Raw genomic sequence first — 11970 nt, forward strand, 5'->3', positions numbered from 1 at the left:
CCGGGCGAGTTCGGCCAGTTCGGCGGCCGCGGTCTCCGTCATGTAGGAGAGCGGCTTCCGCTCGTACAGCTCGACACACAGCAGGCACGGCGCCTTCCGTCAACTCAGCTGACGTTCTTTCCCTCCTGGGGTGGATGTATGGGGAACTCGTCTGCGAATACCGTGTAGACGAACGAGTGGAGGGGGGCCACACACATGGGATTCACGATGGACGGACTCGTGGGCCGGGCGCGGGCGTTGGCCGAGGGGGCGGTGTCCTCGCGGGCGCTGGTGGAGGAGGCGTTGCGGCGCATCGCCGAGACGCAGCCGACGCTCAACGCCTTCCGGCGGGTGCGGGCCGAGGCCGCGTTGCGGGAGGCGGCGGAGGCCGACCGGCGGCTGGCGGCGGGGGAGCGGGCGCCCCTGCTGGGCGTGCCGGTGGCGGTCAAGGACGACATGGACGTGGCCGGGGAGCCGACCGCGTTCGGCTGCGCGGGGGACTTCCCGCCCAAGATCGCCGACTCCGAGGCGGTGCGCCGGCTGCGGGCGGCCGGGGCGATCGTCGTCGGCAAGACGAATACGCCCGAGCTGGGGCAGTGGCCGGTCACGGACGGGCCGGCCTTCGGGGTGACGCGCAACCCCTGGAGCCTGGAGCACACCCCGGGTGGGTCCTCCGGCGGCTCGGCGGCGGCCGTGGCCGCGGGGATCGTGCCGGCGGCGCTCGGCTCGGACGGGGCGGGCTCGATCCGCATCCCCGCCGCCTGGACGCATCTGGTGGGCATCAAGCCGCAGCGTGGCCGCATCTCGACGTGGCCGGAGCGCGAGGCGTTCCGGGGCATCACCTGTGACGGCCCCCTGGCCCGTACCGTCGCGGACGCGGCCCTGCTGCTGCATGTGGCGAGCGGTTCCCATGCGGGGGATCTGCACCGGCCGGCGCCCGTCGAGCTGCTCGCGGCGGTCGACCGCGAGCCCCGGCGGCTGCGGATCGCGCTGTCCGTGCGCCCCGCCTTCGCCGCCGTGCGGCACCGGCTCGACCCCGAGGCCCGGGCCGCGACGATACGTATGGCGGAACGGCTGGAGGCGCTGGGGCACGAGGTGGTCGAGGAGGAGCCGCGCTACGGGGCGATAGGGCTGACGTTCGTGCCGCGCTCGATGGCGGGCGTACGGGACTGGGCCCGGCGCGCGCCCGACCCGTCCCTGCTCGATCCGCGCACGCATGTCAACGCGCGTGGCGGGCTGCTGCTGGGCGGCGATGTGCTGCGGGTCGCGCGGGCGGCCGAGGGGCCCCTCCGCCGCCGGGTCGGCGAGCTGTTCGGGCGGTTCGACCTCGTTCTCACGCCCACCACGGCGGTGCCGCCGCTGCCGGTCGCGGAGCTCGCGGGGCTGGGCAGCCGGGACACCAACTCCGCGATGATCACCGCATGCCCTTACGCCTGGCCGTGGAACGTGCTCGGCTGGCCCGCCGCGAGCGTGCCGGCGGGTTTCACCGCCGGCGGCCTGCCGCTGGGCGCCCAGTTCCTCGGCCCGGCGAACAGCGAGCCGCTGCTGATATCGCTCGCCGCGCAACTGGAGGCCGACCAGCGCTGGTACGAGCGGTGGCCGGCGGGGGCGAGGGGGGACGCGGGGGCCGGGGCCGGCCTCAGCGCGGCGCCACTGCCGCGATGACCAGCAGCGCCGCGACGGCGACGATCGGCGCGATCACGACGATCGCGAGGCCCGTCGTGTTGCGGTGCTGGTACACCCAGCGGTTGCCGTAGCGCTGGCGGACGAATTCCGGCGCATCGGTACCCGGGGGGACGGGGGCCTGGGGATGGTCGCTCTCGTCGGAGTACATGACCTTCAGGCTACGGATCTTCGTTCGATCCAGCCGTCAATAGGGCGCCAAAAGAGTGTTCTGTGGCAGGGCCGGTACGTTTCCCCTGGTCACGGCGCCAGGATGTCCAGCTCCGCCATGGCGCCCGCGCAGATTTCCTCGGTGAGGGCCCGGGCCCGGTCCGCGTCCCGGGCGCGGACGGCCTCCGCCACGCGCACATGGAGGGTGACGGCGGCCGGATCGGGGTCCTTGAACATGACGTCGTGCTCGGTGCGGCCGGTGAGCACGGCGGCGACCACGTCGCCGAGGCGGGCGAACATCTCGTTGCCGGAGGCCCGCAGGACGACGCGGTGGAAGGCGATGTCGTGGACGAGATAGCGGGTGAGCTGCTGGCCGCGTGAGGTGGCCACCATGGCCAGCGCGTGCTCGGTGAGTTCGGCGCACTGTTCCGGTGTGGCGAGGTGGGCCGCCAGGCCGGCGGCGACGGGTTCGACGGCCGAGCGCAGGACGGTCAGCGAGCGCAGCTGGCGGGGGCGGTCCTTGCCGGCCAGCCGCCAGCGGATGACGCGCGGGTCGTAGACGTTCCACTCCTCCTGCGGGAGGACGGTGACGCCGACGCGGCGCCGCGAGGCGACCAGGTGCATGGACTCCAGGACGCGTATGACCTCGCGGACGACCGTGCGGGAGACACCGAAGCGGTCCTCCAGCTCGTCGGTGCGCAGGACGCTGCCCGGCGGACAGTCACCCGCCGTGATCGCGGGCCCGAGGGACTCCAGCACATGGGTGTGCAGCCCCTCCGCGGGGGGCGCGGCCTTCGGCTCCACGGGATCGGCTGGCTCCATGGGATCAGCCTAGAGGGCCGGGCCGCCCGAAATAAGTATGACGTTTTGGTGAAGGGGGCTTGTATATGTCATACCCAATCGGCTTCAGTGAGGGTCGTGGCTTTGTCGGCGAGGACAGCGAGGTGTCCCATGAGCTCCCCTCACGCCGTCCCCCACGTCGTCGTGGTGATGGGCGTCGCGGGCACGGGCAAGAGCACCATCGGCCCGCTGGTGGCCGAGGCCCTGGGCGTGCCCTACGCCGAGGGCGACGATCTCCACTCGGCCGGCAACATCGCGAAGATGTCCGCCGGCATCCCGCTGGACGACGCCGACCGCGCCCCCTGGCTCGACGCCGTCGCCGGCTGGGCCCGCGGCCGCGCGGACCGGGGTGGAGTGATCAGCTGTTCCGCGCTCAAGCGCGCCTACCGCGACCGGCTGCGGGCCGCCGCCCCCGGCATCGTCTTCCTCCACCTCACCGGCGACCGTCCGCTGATCGCCCGGCGGATGTCGGCCCGGGAGGGGCACTTCATGGCCTCCCGGCTGCTGGACTCCCAGTTCGCCATCCTCGAACCGCTCCAGGCCGACGAGACCGGCGTCACCGTCGACGTCGCGCCCGGCCCGGAGGCCGTGGCGGAGCGGGCCGCCGCCGCGCTGCGGCGGCTGCCGGCCCGCCGGCCCTGAGCCCCGACTCCCTTCCCCCACCCCCTGGAAGCCCCGTGAGCACTCTCAGCGTCGAGATGCTGGCCGCGGCGCCCGCCGGACCGATCACGTCCGCCGGTCACGCACAGCTGGGCATCGCCGTCCTTGTCGGCATCGCCGTCATCGTCCTCCTCATCACCCGCTTCAAGCTGCACGCCTTCCTGGCGCTGACCATCGGCTCCCTGGCGCTCGGCGCGGCGGCCGGGGCTCCGCCCGACAAGGTCGTCACCAGCTTCACGACCGGGCTGGGCAGCACGGTCGCGGGCGTGGGCGTGCTGATCGCCCTCGGTTCGGTCCTGGGCAAGCTGCTCGCCGACTCCGGCGGCGCGGACCGGATCGTGGACACGATCCTGGCCCGGGCGGGCCGGCGGACGATGCCCTGGGCGATGGTGCTCATCGCGGCACTCGTCGGACTGCCGCTGTTCTTCGAGGTCGGCATCGTGCTGCTGATACCGGTGGTGCTGCTGGTGGCCAAGCGGGGCGGGCACTCCCTGATGCGGATCGGCATCCCCGCCCTGGCCGGACTGTCCGTCATGCACGGTCTGGTGCCGCCGCATCCCGGTCCGCTGGCCGCCATCGACGCCATCGGCGCGGACCTCGGCGTGACCCTGGCCCTCGGGGTGCTCGTCGCCGTGCCCACGGCGGTCGTCGCGGGTCCGCTCTTCTCCCGGTTCGCCGCCCGCTGGGCCGATGTCGCCCCGCCCGAGAAGCTCGTCCCGCAGCGGCCCTCCGAGGAACTCCAGCACCGCCCGGGCTTCGCCGCCACGGTGGCGACGGTGCTGCTGCCCGTCGTGCTGATGCTGGTGAAGGCGCTGGTGGACGTGGGAGTCGACGACCCGGAGGACCACGTCCAGCGGGTGGCCGACGTGGTCGGCTCGCCGCTGATCGCCCTGCTCTCGGCCGTGCTCGTGGGCATGTTCACCCTCGGCCGGGCCGCCGGGTTCCACCGCGACCGGCTGTCGCGGACCGTGGAGCGGGCGCTGATACCCATCGCCGGCATCCTGCTCGTCGTCGGTGCCGGCGGCGGGTTCAAGCAGACGCTGATCGACATCGGCGTGGGCCGGATGATCCTGGACCTCTCGCGGCACTGGTCCGTCCCCGCCCTCCTGCTCGCCTGGCTGATAGCCGTCGGCATCCGCCTGGCGACCGGTTCGGCGACGGTGGCTACCATTTCCGCCGCCGGACTGGTCGCCCCGCTGGCCGCCGGGACGAGCACCACGCACACCGCCCTGCTGGTCCTGGCCGTGGGCGCGGGCTCGCTGTTCTTCTCCCACGTCAACGACGCGGGCTTCTGGATGGTGAAGGAGTACTTCGGGATGAGCGTGGGCCAGACGGTCAGGACCTGGTCCCTGATGGAGACGATCATCTCGGTCGTCGGCCTGGGATGCGTCCTGCTGCTCTCGCTCGTCCTCTAGGCGCGGTCAGGCCGAGAACAACGTCAGACACGGCGCCAGGTCGGACGCGTCGTCCGTCGCCAGCGCCACGTATCCGTCCGGGCGGATCAGGAACAGCCCCGATCCGTAGCGCTCCTTGACCCGCCCCTCGTCGTCCACCGGGCGGAACGGCCGCACCCAGTCCGGCAGCGGATCCGTGCGGCGGGTGTCCTCGCCGGTGAGGTCCAGCAGGGTGAAGTGCGGCCCCCGGAAGACGTCGAACAGCCGCACCCGCGCACCCGAGACGTCCCGGCACGGCGCGTCCGGGGCGCGGTCACCGGCCCGCAGCGCGTCCCCGGCCAGGTCCCGGCGCAGTTCCCGGCTCAGCGGCCCCTCGCGGTAGTTGAGGGTCAGCTGGTGGGTCTCCTTGCCGCGCCGCCAGCGGTTCTCGCCGTCCCCCTTGAGGTCCCTGCGGTGGACGCGGGCGGTCAGGCCGAGCACGTCGGCGGCGACCCCGCGGCGCTCGGTGTCGTAGGAGTCCAGCAGGGCGTCCGGCGCGCCCCGGCGCAGGACGGCCTCCAGCTTCCAGCCGAGGTTGTACCCGTCCTGGATGCCGGTGTTCAGGCCCTGGCCGCCGGACGGCGGGTGGACGTGTGCGGCGTCGCCGGAGAGCAACACCCGCCCCACGCGGAAGCGTTCGGCCATGGCCGCGCGCGCACGGTAGGCGGACGACCAGCGCACCTCGTCCACGGTCAGGGCGAGACCGGACCGCTCGGCGACGAGGCGGGTCAGTGCGTCCGGCGTGGCGTCCACGTCGGTGTCCAGGCGCCGGGCGGTGTCCTGGAAGCCGACGATGACCTGCACCGTCTCCACCTGCTCCAGCTGGCGCAGTCCGAGGAAGCCGTGCTCCGCCCCCTCCCACATGTGCCAGTGACCCGGGTCGATCCGCGCCCGGTCGGGGCCCTTGAGGAGCACGTCGGCGATCAGCACCGGGCGGGCGTCGACCTGTTCGCCGGTGAAGGCGACGCCGAGGGCCTCGCGGACGCCGCTGCGACCGCCGTCGGCCGCGACGAGCCAGCCGGCCCGTACGGTCTCGGTCGTGCCGTCGGCGTGGCGCAGGGTGCCGGTGACGCCGTCCGCGTCCTGGGCGAAGCCGGTGAGTTCGGTGCCGAAGTCGATCCTGCCGCCCAGCTCCTCCAGCCTGGCGCAGAGGATCCCGACCGTGCGCCACTGCGGCAGCATCCGCACCTCGGGATAGGGCACGCCGGGCGCCTCGGCCGGCTCGGTCATGTTCCACCGGTCGGCAGGCTCGGGGCCCTGCCAGCGTTGCATGGGCGGCACCGGGCCGCTGCCGGCCACGACGGCGTCCACGACGCCCAGGTCGTCGAAGACCTCCAGGGTGCGCGGCTGGACGCCGGTGCCGCGCGAGCCGGGGAAGCCGCGCTCGGAGCGCTCGACGATGCGGTGGGGTATGCCGCGCCGGGCCAGGTCGATGGCGAGGACCAGCCCGGTCGGGCCGGCTCCGGCGATCAGGACTTCGGTGTGCGTGGTGGTGCGCATGAGGGTCCCCCTGTTCGAATGGGCCGTCGCGACTTAACGGCGTTAAGTTGACGCCCTCTCAGAGTGGACTGAACGCTGTTAAGCTGTCAAGCGTGGCAACGCGCATCGACCGGGCCCAGGTGGCCGGGACCGCACTGGATCTGCTGAACGAGGTGGGCCTGGAGGGCCTCACGCTCCGGCGGATCGCCAAGGAGCTGAACGTCCAGGCCCCGGCCCTGTACTGGCACTTCAAGAACAAGCAGGAGCTGCTCGACGAGGTGGCGACGGAGATGTTCCGCCGCATGGCGGAACCCCTGGCCGGGCTGGAACGGGACAGCTGGCAGGCGTACCTGGCCGGTGCCGCGCGCGTGGTGCGCGGCTTCCTGCTCGGCTACCGCGACGGCGCCAAGGTCTTCGGCGGTACGCGCTTCACCGATGCCGGCCATGCCGGGCCGCTGGAGGAGATGATGCGGCTGCTGGTGGGAGCGGGCTTCCCGCCGCGCGCCGCGGCCCGCGCCTGGTTCACCGTCAGCGCTTACACGATGGGGTATGTCGTCGAGGAACAGTCCGTGTACCCCGTGCCCGGGGGCGAGCGCGACCCCGCCTACACCCTCGACGACCGCACACGCTGGCCGGAGGACCACTCGCTCGCCGCGGAGGCGGGCCGGGAGTTCTTCGGGGACCTCGACGCCGGTTTCGAGGCCGGCCTCCTGGCGGTCGTCGCCGGCGTCGAGGCGGCGCTACTGCCGCCGCCCGCCGGCCGTACCCTCCAGTGACCTGCGCAGCAGCGGCGTCAGCCGCCGCTCCACGTACCGGTGCAGCAGCCACGCCAGCACCAGCATCACCGCGATCGTCAGTGCGAACACCACGGGCGAGGGCAGGCCCAGCCCCCGGTGCAGCGCGCCGATGACGACCCAGCCCAGGTGTTCGTGCACGAGGTAGAACGGGTAGGTCAGCGCGCCCGCGAACGGCAGCCAGCGCCAGTTCGCCCACGGCACCTTGTCCAGCGCGATGGCCGCCACGACCGCATAGCCGACGGCCAGGACGGCGATGATGACGTAGGCCGAGCGGTACGAGAAGTAGTGCGGGTTCGGCGGGTGCCACAGGCCCGCGACGGCGTAGTGCTGCCCGAGCAGGAAGCTCACCCCGACGATGCCCCAGGCGAGCGCGTCGTGCCCGAACCGGTGGATCAGATAGAGGCCGATGCCGCCGATGAAGAAGGCGGAGTACTCGGGCATGACGATCACCCGCAGCACCTCCAGGTGCGCCGCCGTGGTGATGACGGTGGCGAGCGTCCACACCGCGCAGAAGAGGACGACCCGGTGCCGGGTCGCGCCCGGCAGCACGACGAACAGCGCGAAGAGCGCGTAGAAGCGCAGCTCGGCCCAGAGCGTCCAGCACACGCCGAGCACCCGCTCGGCGCCGGCGGGCTGCTGGAGCATCGTCAGATTGACCAGCGTGTCGCTGGGGGAGACGGTCCGGTACGCCACCCACGGCAGCGCGAAGACCAGCGTCACCAGGGCGATCGCCACCCAGTAGGCCGGGTAGAGGCGCGCCGCGCGGGAGGCGACGAACGAGCGCAGCGGGCGTCCCCAGCCGCTCATGCAGATCACGAAGCCGCTGATGACGAAGAAGATCTGCACGCCCAGGGCACCGTAGGCGAACGCCGCCGACAGATGCGGGAACTCGTGCCGGGGCGAGGCGCCCCAGGCCCGGGAGACGTCACCGTCCCGGCCGCCGTAGTGGTACAGCGCCACCATCAGCGCCGCGATCAGCCGCAGCCCGTCCAGCGCGCGCAGCCGCCCGCCGCCGGACCGGCCGGGTTTCTCCCGCACGGCCGTGGTGGGGGTGGGCGCGCTCGCGGCGGGCGCGCCGGGCAGGGTGGGGGCCGTCATGCCACACGTCTCCAGGGTCGGCCCGCCGCCGGCGGGCACGCCGGCGGGGGCATCGTCATCGGTGATCGGTCAACCGCACGCGGTTCACGGCGCGACCGCCCGCACCGCCCGCTTCGCCAGCCTCCGGCGCACCGCACGGGCGCGGCGGGCCATGCGGCGCACGGCCGGATTGCGCGGCAGGAAGGCGAGCTGGGAGGGGACCGCGCCGGGCAGCGCCAGCGCGGTCAGGCGGCGGCGCTTGAAGTAGCGGCGGATGCGGGCGGTCGGGCACGACGCGAGATAGCGCTCGGCGGCCGGCCGCAGGCCCGGGTTCACCTGCGGCTGCATGGCGTAGCCGACGGCTGCCAGCAGCCCCTCCAGATCCGTCTCCCCGGCGGTCCCCGCCCCGTCCAGGTCGGGCACCAGCGCGTCGACGAGCGTCACCGGCACGCGATTGCTGTTCTGGTACGGCGCGAGCCGCTCCAGCAGCAGTTCCGTGCCCGTGCGGGTCACCGGGAGGCCGTAGAAGGCGCGGGCCGTGAAGAGGGCGGTGGAGAAGCAGGCGACGACGAGCGCGGGCCGCAGCCGCTGGTAGACGACCTCGGCCAGCTCGCCGGTCTCCAGGACGGTCAGCTCCGTCCCGAGCCGCTCGGCCTCCTCCTCCAGCAGCCTCGACCAGCGGGCCGGGGCCGTGGGGTGCGGCTTGAAGACGACCGCGCGGTGGCCGCGCCGGACCGCGCCGCGCAGCATCCGCACGTGCAGCCGCTCCTCCTCCTCGGGTGTGAGGATGCCGAGGGCGGAGAGGTACTGGCCGAGCAGCAGCGCCGCGCCCTCCGGGCCGGCCGCCGGCCCGGGCTCCGGCGTGGCGGCGGCGAGCTCGGCCAGCACCTTCGTGAAGACCTCGCCGGGCACGATCTCCGCCTCGACCCCGAACTCGGCCAGCAGCAGTGGCCGCAGGCCGGGCACCAGGTCCAGGTGGAGCAGCCGGCGGACCCGGGTGCCGATCAGCGGGTCCAGCTTGCTGCGGGTGGGGCCGTAGCTCATCAGCCCGTCCGCGTAGACCTCCAGCGGCGCGTCGGGGAAGACCTGGGCGAGCGCGAGCGCGGGGCTGACCTGGATGGACTCCAGGACGATCTCCACCTCGTCGGTGCCGAGCCCCCACAGCAGCCGCAGATGCCGCTCCCACAGCGGCGCGTCGTCCGGGCGCGGCGCCCAGCCGCTCGGGTGGAAGGGGCTGATCGTCTCGTTCCAGGACAGCACGCCGTCGAAGCGGCCGCGCAGCCGCTCGAAGCCGGGCGCCTCGTCGAGGGCGGGAGTGGTCTCCGGCACGGCGGCCGTGTTCGCGACGAGCAGCAGCCGCCGCCCGGCCGGGGCGAAGAGCCCCGCGTCGAGGGCGGCCGCCAGCGTCGCGGCGCCGTAGAGGGTGGAGGCGAGGAAGATCTGGGTGCGGGGGTGCGCGGTGGCCATCAGGCGGCCACCTCCGCCGGGACCGGGCGCCGCCGCAGCCTGCGCAGCCGTCCCGCGCGGTCGTCGTCCATGGAATTCAGGGCGTCCTTGAGGAGGTCCTGGGGCATGCGTTTCATGGCGGCCGCGCTCATCGTGCGCAGGGCCCGGGCGACAGCGGGCTCGAATCGTTCGATCGATCCCAGATGATGGGAAATGATCGCGCAATAGGTGCGCACGGCTTTCGGGAGAAGCGCGTCCGCGTCGGGATCCCGGGAAGTTTCCTCGATTACCTGATCGAATGCGCGAATGAAATCGAGCTGCCGTACGTCGCCGATCTGGGTGAGCGAGGAGGCGACGCCGCGCCGGTAGAACACACCGAGCAGACCGGCCACCGCGAAGGACTCCGCCTCGCGGTGCAGCCGCCAGATCCAGGGCCGGTCCTCGGCGGTGCGCAGGCCGTGCCGGAAATGCAGCAGCCCCCGGTCCAGCAGCCGCCGGTGGTAGATGCCCGCCCAGGCGTAGGGGTAGTCGACGGACGTGGACCGGTCGGCGGGCAGTATCGCCTCGCGCGGCCGCAGCACGACCCCGCGCCGGCCGGTCGGCACCCGGTGGATCGTCCGGGTGCGGCCCGTGCACTGCACATGGTCCGTGCGGACGAAGTCCACACCCAACTCCTCGATCACCGAGAGCAGTTGCGGGTAGTGGCCGGGGGCAAGCCAGTCGTCGCCGTCGAGGAAGGCCAGGTACTCGCCGCGCGCCTCGTCCAGACCGGTGTTGCGGGCGGTGGCGAGGCCGCCGTTGCGCTCGTGGCGCACGATCCGGGCGCCGGGCAGCCGGTCCGCCGCCCGTTCCAGCACCCCGGGCGTGCCGTCCGTCGAACAGTCGTCGACGAGAATGAATTCGAAGTCGTCCCGGGAGTTCGCGGACAGACTTCGCAGCGTGTCCGGGGCGAATGTCTGCACATTGAAGAACGGCACGATGACGGAGAGCTTGACCACAGGCGTTCACGTTAGGTGAACCCCCGGCATTCGGCTTGACCTCCGGCGGGCGCCCGGGTGAACGAAGCGCGGCGGAATGATGAACCGGCCCCGTCCGTCAACCGATTCTCCGACCGTCGTTGTGCTGTTTACCGGCTGTTGCACTCGCGTTGGGCAACGAAACGGAATGGATTTCTATCGTCGGCGACGTGCCCACACGTACCGAATCCCCACCGCGGGTCACCGTGCTCGCGGACTCCGACACCCGGTGGAAATGGGGAGCGCTCACCGCGCACCGGCTCGCGCCCGGCGCCCGCCTCGACGGCCGGCTGCTGCGCGGCCGGGCCACCCCGACGGTCCGCCAGCTCACCGAAGTGGGCGTCCGAGCGGACGCGGTGGCCGAGGTCACCGGGGTCGAGTTCGTACGGACCGCCGACCGCGACCGGTCCGACATCGTCGTCCTGGCCTGCGTCGGCGGGGCCGTCCAGGCCGTGCTGCACGGACTGGCCCGCGCCTGGGAGGGCTCCGGCCGCCGCCCGGTCGTCGTCACCGGCTACGTCGGGGTCGTGTACGAGAAGCTCGCCGACGGACTGCTGCTGCGCCACGGCGCGGACGTGGTCCTGGCCAACTCCCGTCACGACGCCGAGCGCTTCCGCGCCGTGTACGCCGGCGTGGGCGCCCCGGCGGACAGCGTCACCGAATGCGCCCTGCCCTTCCTCGGCGGCGACCGCTACACGAGCACCGCGCAGCCCGAATTCCGCCCGTACACCGTGGTGTTCGCCGCCCAGCCCTCCGTCCCGGAGAGCCGCGCCGACCGCAGCTACCTGCTGCACCGCGCCGTCCGGCACGCCCGGCTGTACCCGCAGCGCGACGTCCTGATCAAGCTGCGCAGCAAGCCCGGCGAGCACACCACGCACATCGAGGAACTCCCGTACCAGCGGCTCGCCGCCCGGCTGCGGGGCGGGCTGCCACCCAACTGCCGCCTCATCTACGGGCACATGGGCGAGGTGCTCGGCCGCACCGACCTGCTGGTGACGGTCAGCTCCACTGCCGCTCTGGAGGCCCTGCACCGCGGCATCCCCACCGCCGTCCTCACCGACCTCGGCGTCCGCGAGCCGCTCGGCAACCACCACTTCCTCGGCTCCGGCTGCCTCGCCTCCTGGGACCAGCTCGACGCGGGCCACCTGCCCAAGGCCGACCCCGTCTGGACGGCGGCACAGGGCGTGTCCGCCGACAGCCCCTACGAGCAGGCGTTCGACGAGGCACGACTGCGCGTCGCCGAGCTCCTCGCCCGCCCCGCCCTGCCGCCGCTCGCCCCCTACTACACGGCCGGGACCGCGCCCGGCTACCTCCCCGGCATCCTGGCCCGCCACGGATTCGACGCCGACGGCCGCCCGCTGCCCGGGCGCGCGGGCGCCCCGCGCCCCGAGAGCGCGCTCCGCCGCGCCG

General features: G+C 73.3%; 11 protein-coding genes and 1 pseudogene. 5 read left to right on the top strand and 7 right to left on the bottom strand.

Annotated features, from left to right (window positions below):
• Window positions 1-96, bottom strand: a pseudogene (locus AB0K09_RS21585) (HAD family hydrolase); the annotation flags it as partial.
• A 99-nt stretch (window positions 97-195) separates the two neighbouring features.
• Here AB0K09_RS21585 and AB0K09_RS21590 point away from each other — a divergent pair.
• Window positions 196-1644: an amidase gene (locus AB0K09_RS21590; protein ID WP_366067007.1), complete on the top strand. Its 1449-nt coding sequence runs from the start codon at window positions 196-198 to the stop codon at window positions 1642-1644.
• Here AB0K09_RS21590 and AB0K09_RS21595 read toward each other — a convergent pair.
• Both AB0K09_RS21595 and AB0K09_RS21600 read right to left on the bottom strand, forming a co-directional pair.
• Window positions 1619-1813, bottom strand: a complete 195-nt coding sequence (locus tag AB0K09_RS21595; RefSeq protein WP_366067008.1) for a hypothetical protein — start codon at window positions 1811-1813, stop codon at window positions 1619-1621. The two genes, AB0K09_RS21590 and AB0K09_RS21595, sit on opposite strands and share 26 nt — an antisense overlap.
• 89 nt (window positions 1814-1902) lie before the next feature.
• A complete protein-coding gene (locus AB0K09_RS21600) occupies window positions 1903-2634 on the bottom strand; it encodes an FCD domain-containing protein (RefSeq protein ID WP_366067009.1) in 732 nt (243 codons plus the stop codon).
• Window positions 2635-2763: 129 nt separating this feature from the next.
• Here AB0K09_RS21600 and AB0K09_RS21605 point away from each other — a divergent pair, with 129 nt between their 5' ends.
• Both AB0K09_RS21605 and AB0K09_RS21610 read left to right on the top strand, forming a co-directional pair.
• The gene (locus tag AB0K09_RS21605) at window positions 2764-3294 is read left to right on the top strand and encodes a gluconokinase (RefSeq protein WP_366067010.1); all 531 of its coding nucleotides are present in this window, start codon (window positions 2764-2766) and stop codon (window positions 3292-3294) included.
• A gap of 35 nt (window positions 3295-3329) precedes the next feature.
• On the top strand, window positions 3330-4727 hold the full coding sequence (locus AB0K09_RS21610) for a gluconate:H+ symporter (protein WP_366067011.1): 1398 nt from the start codon (window positions 3330-3332) through the stop codon (window positions 4725-4727).
• A gap of 6 nt (window positions 4728-4733) precedes the next feature.
• Here AB0K09_RS21610 and AB0K09_RS21615 read toward each other — a convergent pair whose 3' ends face one another.
• Window positions 4734-6245, bottom strand: coding sequence for an FAD-dependent monooxygenase (locus AB0K09_RS21615; RefSeq protein WP_366067012.1), 1512 nt, complete (start codon window positions 6243-6245; stop codon window positions 4734-4736).
• Between the two features lie 92 nt (window positions 6246-6337).
• On the opposite strand from AB0K09_RS21615, the gene AB0K09_RS21620 reads away from it, so the two are divergent.
• Window positions 6338-7000 (top strand): TetR/AcrR family transcriptional regulator C-terminal domain-containing protein, encoded by a 663-nt coding sequence (locus tag AB0K09_RS21620; protein WP_366067013.1) that lies wholly within the window; start codon window positions 6338-6340, stop codon window positions 6998-7000.
• On the opposite strand, the gene AB0K09_RS21625 is transcribed toward AB0K09_RS21620, so the two are convergent.
• From AB0K09_RS21625 to AB0K09_RS21635, 3 genes are all read right to left on the bottom strand, one after another.
• Window positions 6965-8119, bottom strand: a complete 1155-nt coding sequence (locus AB0K09_RS21625; RefSeq protein WP_366067014.1) for an acyltransferase — start codon at window positions 8117-8119, stop codon at window positions 6965-6967. The two genes, AB0K09_RS21620 and AB0K09_RS21625, sit on opposite strands and share 36 nt — an antisense overlap.
• Before the next feature lie 84 nt (window positions 8120-8203).
• Complete coding sequence (locus AB0K09_RS21630) at window positions 8204-9565, bottom strand: polysialyltransferase family glycosyltransferase (RefSeq protein WP_366067015.1); 1362 nt, start codon at window positions 9563-9565, stop codon at window positions 8204-8206.
• Window positions 9565-10542, bottom strand: a complete 978-nt coding sequence (locus AB0K09_RS21635; RefSeq protein WP_366067016.1) for a glycosyltransferase family 2 protein — start codon at window positions 10540-10542, stop codon at window positions 9565-9567. The genes AB0K09_RS21630 and AB0K09_RS21635 overlap by 1 nt, the downstream gene beginning before the upstream one ends.
• A gap of 224 nt (window positions 10543-10766) precedes the next feature.
• Between AB0K09_RS21635 and AB0K09_RS21640 the strand changes: the two genes are divergently transcribed.
• Window positions 10767-11970 (top strand): DUF6716 putative glycosyltransferase (locus tag AB0K09_RS21640; RefSeq protein ID WP_366067017.1); only part of this gene is annotated, 1204 nt, incomplete at its 3' end.

Source organism: Streptomyces sp. NPDC049577 (assembly GCF_040675635.1).
GTDB lineage: Bacteria > Actinomycetota > Actinomycetes > Streptomycetales > Streptomycetaceae > Streptomyces.

Excerpts from the sequence above, each read along its gene's own strand:
- AB0K09_RS21600 (WP_366067009.1), bottom strand. The coding sequence starts at position 2,634 with ATGGAGCCAGCCGATCCCGTGGAGCCGAAGGCCGCGCCCCCCGCGGAG.
- AB0K09_RS21605 (WP_366067010.1), top strand. The coding sequence starts at position 2,764 with ATGAGCTCCCCTCACGCCGTCCCCCACGTCGTCGTGGTGATGGGCGTC.
- AB0K09_RS21630 (WP_366067015.1), bottom strand. The coding sequence starts at position 9,565 with ATGGCCACCGCGCACCCCCGCACCCAGATCTTCCTCGCCTCCACCCTC.
- AB0K09_RS21590 (WP_366067007.1), top strand. The coding sequence starts at position 196 with ATGGGATTCACGATGGACGGACTCGTGGGCCGGGCGCGGGCGTTGGCC.
- AB0K09_RS21625 (WP_366067014.1), bottom strand. The coding sequence starts at position 8,119 with ATGACGGCCCCCACCCTGCCCGGCGCGCCCGCCGCGAGCGCGCCCACC.
- AB0K09_RS21615 (WP_366067012.1), bottom strand. The coding sequence starts at position 6,245 with ATGCGCACCACCACGCACACCGAAGTCCTGATCGCCGGAGCCGGCCCG.
- AB0K09_RS21595 (WP_366067008.1), bottom strand. The coding sequence starts at position 1,813 with ATGTACTCCGACGAGAGCGACCATCCCCAGGCCCCCGTCCCCCCGGGT.